This is a genomic window from Bradyrhizobium sp. CCBAU 53340 (genome assembly GCF_015291645.1).
Taxonomy (GTDB): domain Bacteria; phylum Pseudomonadota; class Alphaproteobacteria; order Rhizobiales; family Xanthobacteraceae; genus Bradyrhizobium.
Genome location: NZ_CP030055.1, coordinates 5,718,761 through 5,739,124, shown reverse-complemented (window position 1 = coordinate 5,739,124; position 20,364 = coordinate 5,718,761). Strand labels below are relative to the sequence as shown.

Below are 20,364 nucleotides of genomic sequence, written 5' to 3'. Positions count from 1 at the left end.
CCAATCGTGCTAAACGTCAGGCATGATTCCCTGGGAAAAAATCGACACCGCCAAAATCCCCGGCTCCGATGAGGAGCTCCGCCTGATGCGGCGGGGCAAGGAGTTTTCGATCAAGCTCGGCACCAACGAGCTGATGAACAACCGCCTGTCGGGCTCCGAAGCCGCGCTCGCAACGCTGGCGGCGAAACAGATCGAGAAAGTAACAAAGCCTGCCGTTCTGATCGGTGGCCTAGGCATGGGCTTTACGCTGCGCGCGGCGCTCGCCGTGCTCGGAAGCAAGGCAAAGATCGTGGTCTCTGAATTGGTGCCGGCGGTGGTGGCGTGGGCGCGCGGGCCGATGGCGGAGGTCTTCGGCGACAGTCTCGAAGACGCCAGGGTGAGCATCCGGGAAATCGACGTCGGCGAGATCGTCCGGGCGAAGAGTTCGGCCTTCGACGCCATTCTGCTCGATGTCGACAACGGGCCGGAAGGGCTGACGCGAAAGGGCAACGATGCGCTCTACAGTGCGAGCGGATTGGCGGCCGCGAAGGCGGCGCTACGGCCCGGCGGCGTGCTCGCTGTCTGGTCGTCGGGACCGAACCCCGCCTTTGCCAAGCGTCTCGGCCGTGCCGGCTTCGACGTCAACGAGGTCAACGTCCGCGCAACCGGCAGAGGCGGCGGCGCGCGTCACGTGATCTGGATCGCGAAGAAGGCTTAAGCAGCCTGCGCGGCGGCGCCGTGCGCATGCGCGTCGATGGCGCCAATAATCTCCGGCCAGAACCGCGCCGGCAGCGCGTGGCCCATGCCCTCGATCATCAACAGCTTTGCGCCCGGAATTGACTCCGCGGTGTCCTTGCCGCCCTCTGGACGCACCAGCGGATCGACCGTGCCGTGGATCACCAGCGTCGGCGTCTTTACGGCATGCAGCCGTTCCTTGCGGTTGCCGGAGGCCAGCACGGCACGGAGCTGCCGGCCGACGCCGGCCGGATTGAGCCCGCGGGCGAAGACGCGCTCCGCGCGGCCAGGATCGAGCGCCTCTTCTTCCGGAAATGACCCGGCACGCAGCACCTTCCAAGTCTGGCCGTAGCGGGTGATGAACTCCTCCTTGCTGCGCGGTGGCGGTGCCATCAGCATCGCTGCGGCCTCGCGTGTCGGCGGCGGCACACGCGGATTGCCTGTCGTCGACATGATCGAGGTCAGCGACCGTACGCGCTGCGGGAACGACAGCGTCGCCTCCTGCGCGATCATGCCGCCCATAGAGGCGCCGACCAGGTGCGCCGACTTGATGCCGAGTGCATCCATCAGGCCGACCGTGTCCTTGGCCATGTCGATCAGCTTGTACGTCGCGGCGACCGGAATCCTGAGGAAGCGCAGCTTCATCAGCTCGAGCGGCGTCAGGCGCTTGCCACCGGTGAGGTGGCTCGACTTGCCGATGTCGCGATTGTCGAAACGGATCACGCGAAAGCCGCGGGCGGCGAGCTGCTCGCAGAACGCATCGTCCCAATGGATCATCTGCGCGCCGAGCCCCATGATCAGCAGCAGCGGCTCGGCATTGTCGTTGCCGAAGATCTCGTAGCAGATGTCGATGCCGTTGGCGCGGACGGTCTGCGGCGGCTGATGGGCGGAAGCGTTCACCGGATTGTTCCCCTGTGGCAGGCCGGAATTGTATCGCATGGTTTGCCGCCGCAAAGAAGCCGTGCGTGCGACATCGCCCTGTCGCTTAGCCGTTGACCGGCCCGTCGCAACGGTGTGGTATGGCGACAAAAGAAGGGCGCAGGAAGCCCTCGTGACCTGGAGGACGCCGATGACCGACAAGATCACCGACCCTGTCGCCCTGTGGCAGAAGATGGTTGGCGAGATGGAGAAGGGCTTCAACTCCTTCGCCACCAAGGCGATGGAGACGCCCGAATTCTCGCAGGCCATGAATCGCGCCGGCGGCGCTGCTGCGGGTGCTCAGAAGCAGTTCGGCGATCTCATGGAGAAATACTTGCTCTCGATGAACCTGCCGAGCCGCGAGCAGATGACCGGCATCGCCGAGCGCCTGCAAGCCATCGAGGGGCAGATTGGCGAGATCAAGTCGATGCTGAGCCAGATGTCGGCGGCCTCAAGCGGATCGCCGATCGATGCCGCACCGCGGCCGCCGCGCACCAAACGTCCGCCGTCCGAAGGCGGAGGGCCAAAATGAACGCGCCGACGGGACTCGATTTCGCAGCAATCCCGGAGCGCATCCAGGCCGAGGTGCAGCGCGCCATCCAGCGCAGCATCAAGGGCGTCGAATATTTCTCGACCTCGGGTCCCACGCTCGGATCGACTCCGAAGGACGTGCTGCATTCGCGCGGCACGATGAGCCTCTATCACTACCGGCCGATGTCGGACGAGGTCTACCGCGTGCCGGTGCTGATCGTGATGGCGACCACCAATCGCGGCTACATCCTCGACCTCGTGCCGGGCCAGAGTTTCATCGAGTTCCTGCTCCGGCGCGGCTACGACGTCTACATGCTGGACTGGAGCGCGCCGCGGCCGGAGGAGAAGAGCCTGCGCATGGAGGACTATGTCCTCGATTTCATCCCGGATTGCGTCCGCCGCGTGCAGGCCGATTCCGGCGAGCAGGACGTCTCCGTGATCGGCTATTGCTTCGGTGGCGTATTGTCGCTGCTCTACGGCTCGATCTTCCCGGACGGGCCGATGAAGAATTTGATCTGCTTCACCACACCGATCGACTTTCGCGAGATGAAGCTGTTCTCGAACTTCTCCGACCGCCGCTATTTCGACGTCGACCGCCTCGTCGACAGCGTCGGCAACGTGCCGCCGGAGATGATCCTGTCGTCATTCGAGATGCTGCGTCCGGCCTCGCGCACGGTCAGCCAGATCCAGCTCTGGGAAAACATCTGGAACGATGAGTTCGTGAAATCCTACCGGATGTTCGACCGCTGGGCGACCGACACGCTGCCGCTGGCGGGCGAGTATTTCCGCACCATCACCAAGGACCTGATGTGGGACAACAAGCTCTACGACGACACCATGTCGGTCGGTGGGCGGCCAGCGAAGCTCGCGAGCATCAAGGTGCCGATCCTGCATGCGGTCGCCGAGCACGATCACATCGTGCCCTATGATGCGGCCAAACATCTGATCGCCAAGATCGGCTCGGCGGACAAGGAAGAGGTGATGCTGAAAGGCGGTCACGTCTCACTGGTCGCCGGCGCCAACGCAATAAAACGACTGTGGCCGAAACTGGATTCCTGGCTGGGGACAAGATCGACATGAGTGAGCAGCGTTCCTATCCGCGCCACGTCAAGACCGACGCCGGCGATATCGAAATCCGCCTGATGTCGCCTGCCGACGAAGCGGCTGTGCTCGCCTTCGGCAAGGGCCTGCCGACCCATGACCTCTTGTTCCTGCCGCGCAACATCAGCGAGCCGAAGGTGCTCTCCGCCTGGGTGAAGGAGATCGAGCGCGGCGCCATTCAAAGCCTGCTCGCGGTGAAAGACGGCAAGGTCGTCGGCTGCGGCACCCTGGTGCGCGACCCGCATTCCTGGTCGCCCCATGTCGGCGAGATCCGCATGGTGGTGTCGCAGGACGTGCGCGGGAAGGGGGTGGGGAAGGCGCTGTCGCAGGAGACCTTTGCGCTCGCGCTGGGGGCTGGGCTGGAGAAGCTCTCGGTCCAGATGACGGTCGACCAGCAGGCGGCGATCGCGCTGTTCGAGAGCCTCGGCTTCAAGGCCGAGGCTCTACTCCGGGACCATGTCCGGGATGTCGATGGCAAGACCCACGACATCGTCGTGCTCGGCCACAACATCGCGCAGGTCCAGGCCCAGATGGAGGCCTATGGGCTGCCAGGCGCCGTCCAGCACTAAAGAACGCCGTCCAGCACTAAAAAGCGCCGTCGCGCTAGCCGGCGACCAAAAACCGGAAAACAAGCCCATGCACAGTAGGCGGCGGGCCAGGAAGGCAACCGATTGCCTCTCATTAAGGCTGTTCACGATTTCGTGATATCGCGGTGCAACATGAATATTGCATCGCACAATTAACTGTGCCATATAAGCCGTGCCCCGGGCCATCGAGGACGGGGTGAGCCCATAGCTCAACCCGATGAGGATGGAGAGAACCCCATGACCACCGAAACCAACACCGCCTTCGAGGGCTTCAAAGACGCTTTCAAGAACATCCAGAACCTGGAAGTTCCCGAGGCTGCCCGCGAATTCGTCAAGAAGACCGCCAACACCGCCAAGGACCGTGCTGCCGAGGTGTTCGCTGGCTCCGAGCGCGTGACCGCCGCCGTCGAGAACGCGGTGACCGAGTCCGTCACTGAAGCCGGCAAGATCAGCCGCAACATCCAGCAGGCGATCTACGAGGACGCCGAGGCGTTCTTCTCGGGTATCGACAAGCTCGCGTCCGCCAAGTCGTTCAGCGAAGCCGTCGAGATCCAGTCGAGCCTGCTCCGCGCCCGCGGCGAAGCGTTCGTCTCGCGTACCAAGGCGACCGCCGACTATCTCGGCAAGCTCGCCGCCAATGGTGCCAAGTCCGCTCAGGACAACTTTGCCAAGGTCTACAACAAGACCGCCTGATCTGGCTCCTTAAGACCAAACTGAAATTTGAGGCCCGCTTCGGCGGGCCTTTTGTTTGCGCTGCCGTCGTGATCGTCTCCGTCGTCATTGCGAGGAGCCCTTGCGACGAAGCAATCCGGAGTCTTTCTACGGAGGCAGACTGGATTGCTTCGCTTCGCTCGCAATGACGAGTACTGTGATGCAGCCATGAACGCACCCGCCACCTTCTCCTTCGATTCCCCCGGCGATGCCGAACGCGCGGTCGAGCTGCGCCGCGTCAAAGCGCTGGCGACGCTGGTGCTGGCGTCGACATTGGCACTGTTCGTCGTCGCAAAATGGTTGCTGCCGGTGCATCCCGTGTTCGGCTTCATTGCCGCCTTCGCGGAAGCCGCGACCATCGGCGGGCTCGCCGACTGGTATGCCGTGGTCGCGCTGTTCAAGCGGCCGCTTGGCCTGCCGATACCGCATACCGCGATCATCCAGAGCAATCAGGCCCGCATCGCCGACAAGCTCGGCGAGTTCATCCAGGTCCATTTCCTCGAGGCCGGCCCCGTCGAGGCCAAGCTGAAGGAGATCGATTTCGGCTCCTTCGTCGCCGACTGGCTGCGCGACCGCAAGCGCAGCGATGATCTTGCGCGCTTTGCTCTGCGGCTATTGCCGGAGGCCGTGTCCGCGACGGAAAGCTCCGGCCTGATGACCTTCATCATCCGCCGCATGTCGACACAAATCCAGGCGATCGACCTCGCGCCACTCGCGGCCGGCACGCTGCGCGGCTTCGTCGCGGAGGGGCGGCACCAGATCCTGTTCGACGATCTGCTGCGCGTGATGCACGAGACGCTGACCCAGAAAGAGACCATGGCGATGATCCGCGACAAGGTGCGCGCGGAGTTGCCGACGCTGCTCAACCTCTATCGCGCCGACAAGTTTCTGGTGAACAAGATCGTCTCGTCGGCAACGGCTTTCTTCAACGAGGTGCGCAGCGATCCCAAGCATCCGTTCCGCGGCGAGTTCGATCGTATGGTGCTCAGCTTCGTCGATCGGCTCGGCACCGACCAGGCCTATATCGACCGCATCGACGGCTTGAAGCGCGATTTCCTGGCGCGGCCCGAGCTTGCCGATCTCGCCCGCACCGTCTGGGCCAACACGCGCTCCTTCATCGAACGCAGCGCATCAGGTGAGACGCAGGTGCTGCAGCATCATCTCGCTGGCATGTTCGTTTCGGCGGGCGATGCACTCGCCGGCGATGCCGAGCTGCGCGGCGAGATCAACCAGGGTCTGGTGACGGTGCTGCGCAGCTTCGTCGCCGACCAGAAGAGCGGCGTCTCGACCTTCATCTCCGACCAGGTCAAGGCATGGGACATGGCGCAGCTGATTTCGCTGATCGAAATCAACATCGGCCGCGACCTGCAATACATCCGCTTCAACGGCTCGCTGATCGGTGGACTGGCGGGATTGGCGCTCTACTCCGTAGAATTCCTGCTCCGATTGTTGTGACTTTTGCGTCACGCCCGTCAGCATTAACGCGCGGGCCTATTGTCGCCTCGCGTCTCTCCCGCTTGAATGCGTGGAACCGGCCGCCTAGCTGATTCATGTTGCGCTGCGGAACGATCAAGAAGCCGGCGTATTGGAATTCATGCCCATTGCCGGCATCGCAGCCGGCGGGCTCTTCGGGAATTCTTCCAAGGGGATCCATTGATGACCGCTACTGCCCAGACGCTGCGTCCGCCGTCCCGTACTCTGATGTTTCTGGAAGGGCGCGCGATCCACGAGTTCGGCGCATTCCTCGGCGCGCTGCCGCTGCTGAGCCTCGCGCCGCGCGGCGACGGGCATCCGGTGCTGGTGCTGCCGGGCCTTGTGGCCTCCGACGTGTCCACGCGCGCGCTGCGCAGCTTTCTCACCAGCAAGGGCTATGCGGTGAGCGGCTGGCGCCAGGGCCGCAATTACGGCCTGCGTGAGGGCGTGCAGCATGCGATGGTCGATCTGGTCGAGGAGCTGAGCGACAAGCACGGCCGCAAGATCAGCCTGGTCGGCTGGAGCCTCGGTGGTCTCTATGCACGCCAACTCGCCAAGATGATGCCGGAGCGCGTGCGCCAGGTGATCACGCTCGGCAGCCCCTTTGCCGGCCATCCCCGGTCGACCAATGCCTGGCGCGTCTATGAATGGGCGAGCGGACGGAAGTCCGACGAAGTTGACCCGCGCTTCGGTGGCGAACTCGCGGTGCCGCCGCCGGTGCCGACCACCGCCATCTTCAGCCGCACCGACGGCGTCTGCGCCTGGCAGGGCTGCATGGAGAAGACGGGCCTGCAGACCGAGAGCATCGAGGTCGAGAGCAGCCATTGCGGCATGGGCCACCATCCCGCCGTCGTCTATGCGGTGGCCGACCGCCTCGCGCAGAAGGAGGGCCAGTGGCGCCCCTTCGACCGCAGCGGCTGGCGCAGCCTCGCCTATCCCGATCCGCATCGGTAGTCGCGTCGCCTCTCCCCGCCTGCGGCAGGACAATCGCTTTTGAGAACGGCTCCCCTGTGGCACATCCTTCGAGACGCCCGCCTCTGGCGGGCCCTCAGGATGAGGCCTGAGTGTGTGGCAGCTGTTTTAGCGGGCGCCGATGCCCGTTTAGCCTCATCCTGAGGAGACCGCGAAGCGGTCGTCTCGAAGGACGAGGCGTGCGACCAGGGGAGTGGGAGAAGAGGAAGCGTCGCTTCCGTCCATTGTCGCGGCTGCACCAAACGCGCTATGCCTCGCGCATGGCGCATCCGCTCTCTCGCATTATCGATCAGCTCAAGCGTGAGCCGTCACGCACTGGCTCCATCGTCATCACCATGTTCGGTGATGCCATCGTGCCGCGCGGCGGTTCGGTGTGGCTCGGTACGCTGCTGGAATTCTTCGAGCGCCTCGACATCGATGGCAGCGTGGTGCGCACGGCGATGTCACGTCTTGCTGCCGATGGCTGGCTGACGCGCGAGAAGGTCGGCCGCAACAGCTTTTATCGCCTCGCCGAGAAAGGCCGCGAGACGTTCGAAGCCGCGACGCGCCACATCTATGATCCGCCGCCGTCGAACTGGACCGGCCGCTTCGAGCTGCTCCTGATCGGCAATGGCGAAGATCGTGATGCTTCGCGCGAGGCGCTGCGCAACGCCGGCTTCGGCAGCCCGCTGCCGGGCGTGTGGGTGGCGCCATCAGGCGTGCCGGTGCCGGAAGAGGCGGCAGGCGCGATCCGCCTCGAGGTCTCGGCTGAGGATGACAGCGGCCGTCGCCTGCTCAGCGCGAGCTGGCCGCTGGAGCGCACGGCGGATGCCTATCTGAAATTTATCAAGACATTTGAGCCGCTGCGCGCCGCACTCGCGCGCGGCACGGATCTGTCCGAGGCCGACGCCTTCACGGCGCGCATCCTGCTGATCCACTATTACCGCCGTGTCGTGCTGCGCGATCCGCTGCTGCCCGAAAGCCTGTTGTCGGCAGACTGGCCGGGCAGGGCGGCCCGCACGCTCTGCGGCGAAATCTATCGTGCGCTGCTTGCTCCATCGGAACAATGGCTTGATGGCCATGGGACCAATGAGAAAGGCCCGCTGCCGCCGGCGCGAAAGCTCCTGGAAAGGAGGTTCGAGGCTTGATCTACATGTTACAGAAATATCTTGCATGACGTAATTTTTGTTATATATTGCCTCCCAACAAACGGGGAGGATTGCGCATGTATACCCAGGCGCTGAACACGGCCGAGACCGACGACCGCGGTCTCGAGGACGCAGGCCGAGCCGCGCAGTTCCAGGCCCGCATCGATGCCGAGGAGCGCATCGAGCCGAATGACTGGATGCCGGCGGCCTATCGCAAGACGCTCACCCGTCAGATCTCCCAGCACGCCCATTCCGAAATCGTCGGCATGCTGCCCGAGGGCAACTGGATCACGCGCGCGCCGACCTTGCGCCGCAAGGCCGCGCTGCTGGCCAAGGTGCAGGACGAGTGCGGCCACGGGCTCTACCTTTATGCCGCCGCCGAAACGCTCGGCAGCTCACGCGAAGAGCTGGTCGACGCCATGCTCGCGGGGAAAGCAAAGTACTCCTCGATCTTCAATTATCCGACGCTGACCTGGGCTGACATCGGCACCATCGGCTGGCTGGTCGACGGCGCTGCGATCATGAACCAGATCCCGCTGTGCCGCTGCTCTTACGGACCTTATGCGCGCGCGATGATCCGCGTCTGCAAGGAAGAGTCGTTCCACCAGCGCCAGGGCTACGAGATCATGGTGACGCTGTGCCGCGGCTCGGATGAGCAGAAGGCGATGGCGCAGGATGCGCTGAACAGGTGGTGGTGGCCGGTGCTGATGATGTTCGGTCCGCCTGATGCGACCAGCCAGCACAGCGACACCTCGACGAAATGGAAGATCAAGCGCTTCTCCAATGACGAGCTGCGCCAGAAATTCGTCGATGCGACCGTGCCGCAGGCGCAATATCTCGGCCTTTCCATTCCCGATCCCGGCATGACCCAGGATGCCGATGGGCACTGGCGCTACAGCGAGATCGACTGGACCGAGTTCAAGCAGGTGCTCGCCGGCAACGGCCCGTGTAACCGCGACCGCATGGCCGCGCGCCGCAAGGCGCACAATGAGGGCGCCTGGGTGCGCGAAGCCGCCGCCGCCTATGCGGCCAAGCGCGCGCAGCGTCAGACCGCCCAAGCTGCGGAATAGGGAGATCAATATGGCCACGCCGAACACGCCGCTGTGGGAAGTCTTCATTCGCAGCCGCAACGGGCTCGCGCACAAGCATGTCGGCTCGCTGCACGCGAGCGATGCGACGATGGCGCTGCAGGCGGCCCGCGACATCTACACCCGCCGTGGCGAGGGCCTCTCGATCTGGGTCGTGCCGTCCACTGCGATCACCGCGAGCGATCCCGCCGAGAAGGGCATGATGTTCGAGCCGGCGGAATCGAAGATCTACCGGCATCCGACCTTTTATGAGGTGCCGGAAGAAGTGGGACACATGTGATGGTTGCCGCCAACATCCAGGTCTCCGAAACGCCACTGGTGCTCTACGCCCTGCGTCGCGCCGACGATGCGCTGATCCTCGGCCATCGGCTGTCGGAATGGTGCGGGCACGCGCCGATGCTGGAAGAGGATATGGCGCTCTCCAACATCGCGCTCGACCTCATCGGCCAGGCCCGCGAGCTCTACAGCTACGCCGCCAAGGCCGAAGGCGGGGATAACGACGAGGACAAGCTCGCTTATTTGCGCGACGTCAGGCAGTACCGCAATCTGCTGCTGGTTGAGCAGCCCAATGGCGATTTCGCCCAGACCCTGGTGCGGCAGTTCTTCTATTCCGCCTTCGCCGATCTCTATTGGCGCGCGATGGTGAATTCGCGCGATACGACGCTCGCTGCCATCGCCGCGAAGTCGGAGAAGGAGAGCGCCTATCATCTGCACCATGCCTCGGAATGGATCATCCGGCTTGGTGACGGCACCGACGAAAGCCACGCCCGCGCGCAAGCCGCGATCGATCATCTCTGGGCCTTCACCGGCGAGATGTTCGCCGCCGATGACGGCGAGCGCGCGCTGATCTATGCCGGTATCGCCGTCGATCCCGGCACCTTGCGCGGCCGCTGGCTGACGACGCTCTCCGATGTCGTCAGCGAAGCAACGCTTCGACTGCCTGAGAACAACTGGATGCAGCAGGGCGGCCGCGCCGGTCGCCACAGCGAGCATCTCGGCCATCTCCTGTCCGAGCTGCAATCGATGCAGCGCACCTTCCCGGGGCAGACATGGTGACGGTGCTGGAGCGCGACAGCGAGCTGCGCCAGCGCGCCTGGGACGCCGCGGCGAGCGTGGTCGACCCCGAGATCCCCGTGTTGACCATCGCCGATCTCGGCGTGCTGCGCGATGTCACCGTCGACGGCGACCATGTCGAGGTCGCGATCACGCCGACCTATTCGGGCTGCCCGGCCATGAACATGATCGCGCTCGAAATCGAGATCGCGCTGGAACGTGCGGGATTCCGCGGACCAAAAGTGCGGACCGTGCTGTCGCCGGCCTGGACCACGGACTGGATGAGCGAGGAAGGCCGCCAGAAGCTGCGCGCTTATGGCATCGCGCCGCCGCAATCTTCACACTCGCGCCGCGCGCTATTTGGCGAACAGATGGTGACGTGTCCGCAATGCGGCTCTGGCAAGAGCGAGCTGCTGTCCGAATTCGGCTCGACCTCCTGCAAGGCGCTCTGGCGCTGCAAGTCTTGCCGCGAACCGTTCGACTATTTCAAGTGTCACTGAGAGAGGCACGATGCCAACCCCATCGTCATTGCGAGCGCAGCGAAGCAATCCAGACTGTCTCTGCGGTGGAATTCTGGATTGCTTCGCTTCGCTGGCAATGACGGCCGTGGCTCAAATCTAGGGTATCCGTAATGTCAGCAGCCGCACCGCGCTTTCACCGCCTGGCCGTCAACGACCTCCGCCGCGAGGCGTCGGACGCCATTTCGATGACCTTTGCTATCCCGGGCGAGCTTGCCGGCGATTACGCCTTCACGCCCGGCCAGTATCTCACGCTCCGCACCACGCTCGATGGCGAGGAGGTGCGCCGCTCCTATTCGATCTGTTCCGGACCCGATGACGGTGAGATCCGCATCGCGGTCAAGAAGGTCGATGGCGGCGCGTTTTCGAGCTGGGCGGCCGATGAGCTGAAGCGCGGCGACGAGCTCGACGTGATGACGCCGACGGGCCGTTTTGGCGTGGTCCCTCCGGCCGAGGCCGGGCGCATTCATGTCGGCTTTGCCGCGGGCTCCGGCATCACGCCGATCCTGTCGATCGTCAAGGGCGTGCTGGCGCGCGAGCCGGACAGCCGCTTCTTCCTGTTCTACGGCAACCGCGCGACCGACAACATCATGTTCCTGGAGGCGCTCGAGGAGCTGAAGGATCGCTTCATCGATCGCCTCTCGATCTTCCACGTCATCTCGGGCGAAGAGCAGGATATCCCGATCCTGCATGGCCGACTCGACAGCGACAAGGTGAGGCTGCTGCTGCGCTCGCTGGTGCCAGCGGGAAGCGTCGATCATGTTTTCATCTGTGGTCCATTGGGCATGAGTGAGGAGATCGAGGCGACCTGCCGCGAGCTCGGCATTGCCGATGATCGCATTCACGTCGAGCGCTTCGTCTCCGAATTCGGTGGCAAGCCGCGACCGAAAAAGATTGTGGCACCCGATGCGCCGCCGAAGGCGATCGCCTCCCTGATCATCGACGGCAAGCGCCGCGACGTGCCGGTCGCCGAGGACGAGGCGATCCTCGATGCTGCGCTGCGCGCCGGCGTCGATCTGCCTTTCGCCTGCAAGGGCGGGATGTGCTCGACCTGCCGTGCCAAGCTGGTCGAGGGCGAAGCGCCGATGGATATCAACTATTCGCTGGAACCGTGGGAGCTCAAGGCCGGCTTCGTCCTGACCTGCCAGGCCAAGCCGTCCTCGGAGCGGGTCGTGGTCGATTACGACCATGTCTGATCAGGCGTATCAGTGCCCGACAATGCAAATGCGTCGCATTATTTGACAGCTTGAGCCAAGCGGCAGAACATCTTGTGCAAACAATTGGCCGGGAGAAACGCGTGAACGTCAAAGCCGCCTTGTCGTCTGAAGATATCGCCCGTGCTTGCGCCGATGCGATGTGGGCGGAGGACGATGCCTCCAAAGGTCTCGGGATGGAGATCGTCGAAATCGGCCCGGGCTTTGCGACGCTCGCCATGACGGTGCGGCCAGACATGGTCAATGGCCAGCGCATCGCCCATGGCGGCTTCATCTTCACGCTCGCCGATTCCGCCTTCGCGTTCGCCTGCAACTCGCACAACGAGCGCGTGGTGGCCGCGCAGGGGCAGATCACCTTCATCAAGCCGGGCAGGCTCGGCGATCGCCTTGTCGCGGAGGCGCGGGAGGTTAGCCGCGGCGGCCGCTCCGGCATCTATGACGTGCGCGTGAGCGCAGGCGACACCGTCATCGCGGAATTCCGCGGGCATTCACGTGTCATTCCTGGCACGTGGTTGCCGGCGCAAGACCAATAAAAGAGAAGAACAAATCAATGTGGGGAAATGCTGATGGCTTCGACGAAGCTGAAGGAAGGTCACGTCTATAAGGCCGAGATGGACGCGCATGAACGCGCGTCACGCGACGAGATCATGGCGCTGCAGACGCAGCGGCTGGCCTGGTCGCTGAAGCACACCTACGACAACGTCGCGCACTATCGCCGGGCTTTCGACCAGGCCGGTGTGCACCCGTCCGACTTCCGCGAGCTTTCCGATCTCGCAAAGTTTCCGTTCACGGTGAAGACGGATCTCCGCGACAATTATCCCTTCAACATGTTCGCCGTGCCGCGCGAAAAGCTGGTGCGCGTGCATGCGTCTTCGGGCACGACCGGCAAGCCGATCGTCGTCGGCTATACGCAAGCCGACATCGACACTTGGTCGCAGGTGATGGCGCGCTCGATCCGTGCCGCCGGCGGCCGCACCGGCATGATCATCCACAACGCCTACGGCTATGGCCTGTTCACCGGTGGGCTCGGTGTGCACTACGGCGCCGAGAAGCTCGGCTGCACGGTTGTTCCGATCTCCGGCGGCATGACCGAGCGGCAGGTGCAGCTCATCAACGACTTCCGGCCTGACATCATCACGGTGACGCCGAGCTACATGCTGGCGATCCTCGACGAGTTCAAGCGCCAGAAGCTCGACCCGCGCCAGTGCTCGCTCAAGGTCGGCATCTTCGGCGCCGAGCCCTGGACCAACGCGATGCGCAGCGAGATCGAGGACGCCTTCGACATGGACGCAACCGACATCTACGGCCTGTCCGAGGTGATCGGCCCCGGCGTCGCGCAGGAATGCATCGAGACCAAGGACGGGTTGCACATCTGGGAAGACCATTTCTATCCTGAAGTGATCGACCCCGAGACCGGCGCGGTGCTGCCTGACGGTGAGAAGGGCGAGCTGGTGTTCACCTCGCTGACCAAGGAAGCTTTCCCTGTGATCCGCTATCGCACCCGCGATCTGACGCGGCTGCTGCCGGGCACCGCCCGGCCAGGCATGCGGCGCATGGAAAAGGTGACGGGCCGCTCCGACGACATGATCATCCTGCGCGGCGTCAATCTGTTTCCGACCCAGATCGAGGAGGTGCTACTCGCGACCGACTGGTGCGGCGGCCACTTCATCCTGGAGCTGACCCGCGAAGGCCGCATGGACGAGCTAACCATCATCGCCGAGGCGCGGCCCGAAAGCTGGGACGGCCGAGGCCTTGTCGACCATGCCGACCGGATCTCGACCCACATCAAGAACACGATCGGCGTCAGCTCCAGGGTCCAGGTGGTCGCGCCAGCCACGCTGGAGCGCTCGCTCGGCAAGGCCAAGCGGCTCTACGACAAGCGGCCCAAGGACTGATCTGACGGATTGACTTGACTGGCTCCAAAGGCGACAAGGCCCGCGAGAAATCCCGGGTCTTTCCATGTCGCCAGCCGATCCCAAAACTGTCGAAGCGCGCTGCGTTCGCCTCAATGCCAAGGCGGAAAACGCGGCTGCGCTCGCGCCTGATGTCGAGCGTCACACGCTCGCGCGTGGCCCGAACGATCTGCTGATCGAGGTGAAGGCCGCTTCCGTCAATCCCTCCGACGTCAAGGCGGCGACCGGGCTGATGCCCTATGCCGTGTTCCCGCGCACGCCGGGCCGCGATTACGCCGGTGTGGTGATCGACGGCCCCGTCGGCATGATCGGCCGCGAGGTGTTCGGCTCTTCAGGCGATCTCGGCATCCGCCGCGACGGCACCCACGCGAGCCATCTCGTCGTCGAAACCGATGCCGTGGTGGAGAAGCCTAAGACAGTGTCCTGGGAGGAGGCCGCCGGCATCGGCGTGCCCTTCGTCACCGCCATGGAAGGTTTTCGCCGTGCGGGCATTCCAAAGGCCGGCGAAACGGTGCTGGTGTTCGGCGTCAACGGCAAGGTCGGCCAGGCTGCGGTGCAGATTGCGACCTGGCAGGGCGCGCGCGTCATCGGCGTTGTACGCAAGGCCGAGGCCTATGAGGGCCACAGCAATGCGCCCATCGAGGTGATCGACGCATCCGCCGTCGATGTCGCCACACGCGTGCGGGAACTGACCGGCGGCAAGGGCGCCGACATCGTCTTCAACACCGTCGGCGATCCCTACTTTCAGGCGGCGCACAAGTCGCTGGCCCTTCGCGGTCGGCAGATCCTGATCGCGGCGATCGACCGCATCGTGCAGTTCAACATCCTCGAATTCTATCGCGGACAGCACACCTATGTCGGCATCGACACGCTCGGCCTGTCGTCTGCCGCAACCGCCGCGGTGTTGCGCGATCTCGGGCCGGGCTTTGCGAGCGGCCATTTGAAGCCGTTTCCGATCAAGGCGAGTGCGATCTATCCGCTGGAGCGCGCGAAGGACGCCTATGCGGCGGTCGCCGGCTCGTCGCGCGACCGCGTGATCCTGAAGCCGTAATCATGGAATCCACCCAACTCGTCATCCTCGCCGGCCTCGTCATTGGCCTGGTTTACGGCGTTGTCGGCCTGCTCAGCGGCTTCTGCCTGATGAGCAGCCTGCGCGGCTGGCTGGCGGAGGGCGACGGGCGGCTGGTGCGGAGCTATGCGCTGGCGGTTGCGGTTGCGGTCGCGGCCAGCCAGTTCCTCGCCGGCGAGGGGATGGTCGATCTCGGCAAGTCGATCTATCTGCAACAGACGTTTTCGGCGCCGGTGCTGTTCCTGGGCGGGCTGCTGTTCGGCTACGGCATGGTGCTGTCGAACGGTTGCGGCTCGCGCGCGCTGGTGCTGCTCGGGCGCGGCAATCTCCGTTCCTTCGTCGTCGTGATCGTGCTGGCCATCGCCGCGCAGATGACGCTCAAGGGCCTGATCGCACCGGCGCGTATTGCGCTGGTCCAGGCATCGCAAATGACTGTGAACGCGAATTCGTTGCCGTCGCTGCTGGCGACGCTCGGTCCAGCTGGTGCGATGGCGCGCGCGTTGGCCGCAGCCGCGATTGTCATCGCGCTGCTCCTGTTTGCCTTCGCGCATCCGGCGTTCCGCCGCTCGCCGGGCCAGATCGCGGCCGGCGCCATCATCGGTCTGCTCGTCGCCGGTGGCTGGTACGTCACCGGCTATCTCGGTGCCGACGATTTCAATCCCATCCCGGTGGCCTCGCTGACCTTCATCGCGCCGATCGCCGATAGCCTGCAATATGCGATGCTCTCGACCGGCCTGACGCTCAATTTCGGTATCGCAACCGTTGCCGGTGTGTTTGCCGGCAGCCTGCTGACTGCGCTCGCGACCGGCCGCTTTCACCTCGAAGGCTATTCCTCGCCGCGACACATGCTGCGCTCGGCCGGTGGCGCGGCGCTGATGGGAATCGGCGGCGTGATGGCGTTCGGCTGCTCGATCGGGCAGGGACTCACGGGCATCTCGACGCTTGCGCTGGGCTCGTTCATCGCGGTCGCCGGCATCCTGCTCGGCACGGCGGCAGGCCTGCGCGGCGCGTTGCGGGTTCAGCCGCTCGCGGTGGCCTGACGACGCACGAGCCGATCGCCTAGCGTCGCAAGGCCGATGCCGGTCACAATCAGCCCGGCCGCGATGACAAGGCTCTTGTCGATCGGTTCACCCAGCAGGACAGCGGCGGCAGCGATGCCGACCAGCGGCGTTCCCGTTGTGCCGAGCGATGTCGTCAGCGCCGAGATGCTCTTGTTGACCATCGACATCGCCCAATAGGCCAGCGCTGTCCCGATCAGGCCGGAATAGAGGAACAGCAGAGCCAGCCGCCACGACCATTTCGCGTGCGGTAGACCATCCGCGATCAGCGCCGACCCTGTCAGCACGATGGTCGCGACCAGCACCTGCCAGATCAGGAGCTGGAGCGGAGATGCAATCCACCGGTGCGCGCGGATATAGATGATGTTCACGGCCCAGGAGATCGCAGCCAGGATCACCATGCCGGCGCCGACCACGACGTTCACATTGGTCCAGTCAATCGACGTTGGGTTCAGGATCACGGCAAGGCCGATCAGTCCGAGCAATGCGCCGGCGAGCTTTGGCGCGGTCAGCGTATCCTGTCCCAGCAAAGGTGCGGCGATCGCGACCCAGAGCGGCGTGGTGTAGCCGAGCACGATGGCCTTGCTCGCGGGCAGGAAGCGCACGCCGGTCGCAACCAGGACCGAGAACAGCGTCATGTGCAGCAGCGCCACGCTCAGGACCACGGGAATGTCGCGCCGCTCCGGGATCACCAGGTTTTTGCTGAGACCGAGGATTGCGAACAATCCGGCCAGCGCGATCCAGCTGCGGATGGCGGCAGTCCACAGCGGCGGCAGGAACTGGACGAGCTGCTTCGTCACCGACCAGTTCACGCCCCAGGCGAGCACGACGATGAGGAAAAGGCCAACCGCTGTGCGGGGAGAAAGGGACGAGTCCATCGCAAGGTCCTTGAAGCATTCCATCGCTGTGGATAGCATCGCGATTGGCACCTAAAAAAGTGCCAGATCGGAAAGGAATAAGGTGCCAGTTTCCGAAGCGATGATTTCTGCGCTGATCGAGCTCGACCGGGCCGGCGATGACGGGCTGGTGTCGCAATTGACGAGCCAGCTTCGCAGCCTGATCGCGACCGGTCGTATCGGCAAAGGCCGCGCGCTGCCGTCGAGCCGGCGGCTTGCCAGCGATCTCGGCGTCTCGCGCAACACCGTCACCTATGCTTTCGAGCAGCTTGCCGCGGAGGGATATCTCGACGCGTCACACGGACGCCGTCCTGTGGCGACGGTCGACGGTGGAGAGCGCGTTGCAGCCGCTGGCGGCCTCGCTTCGAACGTCAACTCTGCCAGGCCGCGGCTGTCGCCCTGGGCCTCGAAGCTCAAGCAGGCTGACTGGCCGATGTCCTATCAGGCGCCGCTCAAGCCGTTGCGTCCGGGGCATGGCGATGCACGCGAGTTTCCGAACGAGGTCTGGGCGCGCTGCCTGCGCCGCAGCGCCGTGCGCGCTGCCAAACGCGAGCTTGGTCCGGTCAACCGCGCGCGCCTGCGTGAGGCGCTGGCGCATTACCTGGCGACCAGCAGGGGCGTTCGCGCCACGGCGGACCAGATCATGATCCTGCCGAGCGCGCAGGCCGCACTGACGCTGATCGCAGCCGTTCTCATCTCGAAAGGCGATGCGGTCTGGGTCGAGGATCCCTGTTATCCCGGCGCCGCAGCCGCCTTTCGCGCATCCGGTGCGCGCGTGACCGGCATCAGGCTGGACGAGCAGGGCATGCAGCGGATGCCTGGATTGGCCGCGCCGAAGCTCATCTTCATGACGCCGTCGCACCAGCATCCGACCGGGCGGCTGATGTCGCTTGCGCGTCGCACCGAATTTCTGCGGTTCAGCCGGCCCGGCAAGACCTGGATCGTCGAGGACGATTACGACGGCGAATTCCACTACGACAGCCGACCCGTGCCGGCCCTGCAGGGCTTGGACGGCCATGGTCGTGTGCTCTATGTCGGCACCTTTTCGAAGGCGATGACGTCGGATATCCGGCTCGGCTATCTTGTCGTGCCTCCGGCGCTGGTCGGCACGTTCGAGATCGCGCAGCGCCACATCGGCTTGATCGCTTCCAGCCACATTCAGGAGGCGCTCGCCGAGTTCATCGCCGACGGACATTTCCTCGCGCATCTGCGCCGGATGCGCCGGCTCTACCATGCGCGGCGCGATCACCTGGTCGAAGGACTGGAGCGTCATCTCGGCGAGGTGATGTCGGTCGAGGTGCCATCGGGTGGGATCCAGCTCGTTGCTCGCCTCAAGCGAGGCCGGGCCGATCAGGCGGCGGTCGAGCGGCTGGTAGCTGCGGGCGTCGAAACGCGGGCCCTGTCCAGTCTGGCCCTTGCCCGGCCGCGCGATCATGGCCTGCTGCTCGGCTTTGCGGCCTGGCGGGAGAGCGAAATCAGCGCGGCGGTGCGGACGATGGCGTCGTGCTTCTAGTCCACGGCCTTGGTCACGATGCGGATCTCCGAGGTCAGCGTCCGGTGGACCGGGCATTTGTCGGCAATTTCCATCAGCTTCTTGCGCTGCTCGGCATCGAGCGCGCCATCCATCGCGATGTCGCGATCGATCTGGTCGAGCATGCCCTCGCGCGTCTCGCACTCCGCGCAGTCCGTGGCGTGGATCTTGGAATGCTTCAGCGTGACGGTGACGCGGTCGAGCGGCAACGATTTGCGGTCGGCATAGAGGCGCATGGTCATGGAGGTGCAGGCCCCCAGGCCGGCCAGCAGGAAATCGTAGGGGCCGGGGCCGGCATCTTCGCCGCCGGCCGCGACCGGCTCATCCGCGACCAGACGATGCGGGCCGACGGTGATGGTCTGGTCGAACTTGCTCTTGCGGGTCTCCTGGACCACGACCTTTCGCGCTTCCTCGGCAAGATCCATCGCTTTGCCGGGCTGTGCCGTGTCGATGTAGCGGCTCGCCCAGGTCGCGATCACGTCGGCCACGTAGAGGGTGTCGGCCGCCTTGCTCAGCAGATGGTCGGCCTGGTCGAGCGAGACGAAGCTCTTCGGGTGCTTTGCCGACACGAAGATCCTGGTGGCGTTGTCGATGCCGACGGTGTCGTCCATCGGCGACTGCATGATCAGCAGCGCCTTGTGCAGGCCGGTGATGTCCTTCATCAGTTCATGCTCGGCGATGTCATCGAGGAATTCGCGCTTGATCCGGAACGGACGCCCTGCGAGCAGGACTTCGACTTCACCCTGTGTGCGGATGTTCTCGATATGCTCCTTGAACAAACCGGTGACGTGAGCGGGATCGGAGGGAGCCGCGATGGTTGCGACCGCCGTGGCTTCCGGAATCTTGCCGGCTGCGGCGAGGATCGCCGCGCCGCCGAGGCTGTGGCCGATCAGCAGCGATGGCGCCTTGCGCGTTGCGCGCAGATGATCGGCCGCGCGGACGAGATCGGCGACATTGGAGGAAAATGTCGAGTTGGCAAAATCGCCCTCGCTGGAGCCGAGCCCGGTGAAGTCAAAGCGCAGCACCGCAATGCCCCTCGCAGCAAGCGCCACCGAGATGCGTTTGGCCGCCAGCGTGTCCTTGCCGCAGGTGAAGCAATGCGCAAACAGCGCATAGGCTGCGGGCTCGCCGTCCGGCAGCTCCAGCGCGGCTGCGAGCTGATGACCGCCTTCACCCGTGAATTGGAAGCGTTCTGTCCGCATGGGGCTCCCCCTTGTTTGCTCGAGCCTAGTCTCCTGAATAGCGCTGCTCGGCCCAGGGATCGCCGCGGTTGTGGTAGCCGCGGACTTCCCAGAAACCAGGGGAGTCATCGGTCAGGAATTCGATGGCCTGGAGCCATTTCGCGCTCTTCCAGAAATAGAGATGCGGCACCACCAGCCGCACCGGACCGCCGTGCTCTTCGGTCAGCGGCTGACCCGAACAGCTATGGGCCAGCAGCGCGTCCTCGGCGGCAAAGTCGTCCAGCGCAAGGTTCGTGGTGTAGCCGTCATAGGCGTGAAGCACGACGAAGCGCGCATCGTCGCGTGGCCGGCAGGCCGCCAGCAGCTCGCGCGTTGCGAGCCCCTCCCATTCGTTGTCGTAACGCGACCAGGTCGTCACGCAATGGATGTCGGAGGTGAAGCGGTCCTGCTTCTGCGCTGCGAACTCGGCATAGGTCCAGAATATGGGATGCTCGACCGCGCCGTAGACGTCGAGCCGCCAGCGCTCGCGCGACACCGGTGGTACGACGCCGAGGTCCAGCACCGGCCAGTCTTTTGTCAGATGCTGGCCGGGCGGCAGGCGCTGATCTTCCGGGCGCGTCGCCTTGCCGGTGAGAAACCGGCCCTCGCGCGCCCATTTCTCCTTGGTCCGCGTCAGCTTGCTGTCGGATGGCGTCTCGTCGGCCATGAT

At 64.6% G+C, this 20,364-nt stretch carries 22 protein-coding genes; 18 read left to right on the top strand and 4 right to left on the bottom strand.

What is annotated here, in order from left to right:
* Positions 1-22 precede the first annotated feature (22 nt).
* Positions 23-697, top strand: coding sequence for a spermidine synthase (locus XH89_RS27110; RefSeq protein ID WP_194463428.1), 675 nt, complete (start codon positions 23-25; stop codon positions 695-697).
* Here the strand turns inward: XH89_RS27110 and XH89_RS27105 are convergent.
* The gene (locus tag XH89_RS27105; RefSeq protein WP_194463427.1) at positions 694-1,653 is read right to left on the bottom strand and encodes an alpha/beta fold hydrolase; all 960 of its coding nucleotides are present in this window, start codon (positions 1,651-1,653) and stop codon (positions 694-696) included. The genes XH89_RS27110 and XH89_RS27105 overlap by 4 nt on opposite strands.
* 130 nt (positions 1,654-1,783) lie before the next feature.
* Here XH89_RS27105 and XH89_RS27100 point away from each other — a divergent pair, with 130 nt between their 5' ends.
* From XH89_RS27100 to XH89_RS27025, 16 genes are all read left to right on the top strand, one after another.
* Positions 1,784-2,164 carry a hypothetical protein gene (locus tag XH89_RS27100; protein WP_194463426.1) on the top strand — a complete coding sequence of 127 codons (381 nt, stop codon included), beginning with the start codon at positions 1,784-1,786 and terminating at the stop codon, positions 2,162-2,164.
* On the top strand, positions 2,161-3,243 hold the full coding sequence (locus XH89_RS27095; protein ID WP_194463425.1) for an alpha/beta hydrolase: 1,083 nt from the start codon (positions 2,161-2,163) through the stop codon (positions 3,241-3,243). The genes XH89_RS27100 and XH89_RS27095 overlap by 4 nt, the downstream gene beginning before the upstream one ends.
* On the top strand, positions 3,240-3,833 hold the full coding sequence (locus tag XH89_RS27090; protein ID WP_194463424.1) for a GNAT family N-acetyltransferase: 594 nt from the start codon (positions 3,240-3,242) through the stop codon (positions 3,831-3,833). Before XH89_RS27095 ends, XH89_RS27090 begins: the two co-directional genes overlap by 4 nt.
* A 255-nt stretch (positions 3,834-4,088) precedes the next feature.
* Positions 4,089-4,544, top strand: coding sequence for a phasin (locus tag XH89_RS27085; RefSeq protein WP_194463423.1), 456 nt, complete (start codon positions 4,089-4,091; stop codon positions 4,542-4,544).
* Between the two features lie 186 nt (positions 4,545-4,730).
* Positions 4,731-6,017, top strand: coding sequence for a DUF445 domain-containing protein (locus XH89_RS27080; protein WP_194463422.1), 1,287 nt, complete (start codon positions 4,731-4,733; stop codon positions 6,015-6,017).
* Between the two features lie 201 nt (positions 6,018-6,218).
* On the top strand, positions 6,219-6,989 hold the full coding sequence (locus XH89_RS27075) for a triacylglycerol lipase (RefSeq protein ID WP_194463421.1): 771 nt from the start codon (positions 6,219-6,221) through the stop codon (positions 6,987-6,989).
* 278 nt (positions 6,990-7,267) lie between these two features.
* Positions 7,268-8,134, top strand: a complete 867-nt coding sequence (gene paaX, locus XH89_RS27070; RefSeq protein WP_194463420.1) for a phenylacetic acid degradation operon negative regulatory protein PaaX — start codon at positions 7,268-7,270, stop codon at positions 8,132-8,134.
* A 77-nt stretch (positions 8,135-8,211) separates the two neighbouring features.
* A complete protein-coding gene (gene paaA, locus XH89_RS27065; protein WP_194463419.1) occupies positions 8,212-9,204 on the top strand; it encodes a 1,2-phenylacetyl-CoA epoxidase subunit PaaA in 993 nt (330 codons plus the stop codon).
* A 10-nt stretch (positions 9,205-9,214) separates the two neighbouring features.
* Positions 9,215-9,502 carry a 1,2-phenylacetyl-CoA epoxidase subunit PaaB gene (paaB, locus tag XH89_RS27060; protein ID WP_008136594.1) on the top strand — a complete coding sequence of 96 codons (288 nt, stop codon included), beginning with the start codon at positions 9,215-9,217 and terminating at the stop codon, positions 9,500-9,502.
* Positions 9,502-10,278: a 1,2-phenylacetyl-CoA epoxidase subunit PaaC gene (gene paaC, locus XH89_RS27055; RefSeq protein WP_194463418.1), complete on the top strand. Its 777-nt coding sequence runs from the start codon at positions 9,502-9,504 to the stop codon at positions 10,276-10,278. Before paaB ends, paaC begins: the two co-directional genes overlap by 1 nt.
* A complete protein-coding gene (gene paaD / locus XH89_RS27050) occupies positions 10,272-10,775 on the top strand; it encodes a 1,2-phenylacetyl-CoA epoxidase subunit PaaD (protein ID WP_194463417.1) in 504 nt (167 codons plus the stop codon). Before paaC ends, paaD begins: the two co-directional genes overlap by 7 nt.
* A 131-nt stretch (positions 10,776-10,906) precedes the next feature.
* On the top strand, positions 10,907-11,989 hold the full coding sequence (gene paaE / locus XH89_RS27045) for a 1,2-phenylacetyl-CoA epoxidase subunit PaaE (protein ID WP_194463416.1): 1,083 nt from the start codon (positions 10,907-10,909) through the stop codon (positions 11,987-11,989).
* A 101-nt stretch (positions 11,990-12,090) separates the two neighbouring features.
* Positions 12,091-12,540 (top strand): hydroxyphenylacetyl-CoA thioesterase PaaI, encoded by a 450-nt coding sequence (paaI, locus tag XH89_RS27040; RefSeq protein ID WP_194463415.1) that lies wholly within the window; start codon positions 12,091-12,093, stop codon positions 12,538-12,540.
* Positions 12,541-12,573: 33 nt separating this feature from the next.
* Complete coding sequence (gene paaK, locus XH89_RS27035) at positions 12,574-13,902, top strand: phenylacetate--CoA ligase PaaK (RefSeq protein WP_194463414.1); 1,329 nt, start codon at positions 12,574-12,576, stop codon at positions 13,900-13,902.
* 64 nt (positions 13,903-13,966) lie between these two features.
* Positions 13,967-14,971, top strand: coding sequence for a zinc-binding alcohol dehydrogenase family protein (locus XH89_RS27030; protein ID WP_194463413.1), 1,005 nt, complete (start codon positions 13,967-13,969; stop codon positions 14,969-14,971).
* A 2-nt stretch (positions 14,972-14,973) separates the two neighbouring features.
* A complete protein-coding gene (locus tag XH89_RS27025) occupies positions 14,974-16,029 on the top strand; it encodes a YeeE/YedE family protein (RefSeq protein WP_194463412.1) in 1,056 nt (351 codons plus the stop codon).
* On the opposite strand, the gene XH89_RS27020 is transcribed toward XH89_RS27025, so the two are convergent.
* The gene (locus XH89_RS27020; RefSeq protein WP_246767629.1) at positions 16,008-16,925 is read right to left on the bottom strand and encodes a DMT family transporter; all 918 of its coding nucleotides are present in this window, start codon (positions 16,923-16,925) and stop codon (positions 16,008-16,010) included. The two genes, XH89_RS27025 and XH89_RS27020, sit on opposite strands and share 22 nt — an antisense overlap.
* A 100-nt stretch (positions 16,926-17,025) precedes the next feature.
* On the opposite strand from XH89_RS27020, the gene XH89_RS27015 reads away from it, so the two are divergent.
* Positions 17,026-18,456, top strand: coding sequence for a PLP-dependent aminotransferase family protein (locus tag XH89_RS27015; RefSeq protein WP_194468643.1), 1,431 nt, complete (start codon positions 17,026-17,028; stop codon positions 18,454-18,456).
* On the opposite strand, the gene XH89_RS27010 is transcribed toward XH89_RS27015, so the two are convergent.
* A complete protein-coding gene (locus XH89_RS27010; protein WP_194463410.1) occupies positions 18,453-19,676 on the bottom strand; it encodes a bifunctional alpha/beta hydrolase/OsmC family protein in 1,224 nt (407 codons plus the stop codon). The two genes, XH89_RS27015 and XH89_RS27010, sit on opposite strands and share 4 nt — an antisense overlap.
* A 25-nt stretch (positions 19,677-19,701) precedes the next feature.
* Positions 19,702-20,361: a sulfite oxidase-like oxidoreductase gene (locus XH89_RS27005; protein ID WP_194463409.1), complete on the bottom strand. Its 660-nt coding sequence runs from the start codon at positions 20,359-20,361 to the stop codon at positions 19,702-19,704.
* Positions 20,362-20,364: the final 3 nt, after the last annotated feature.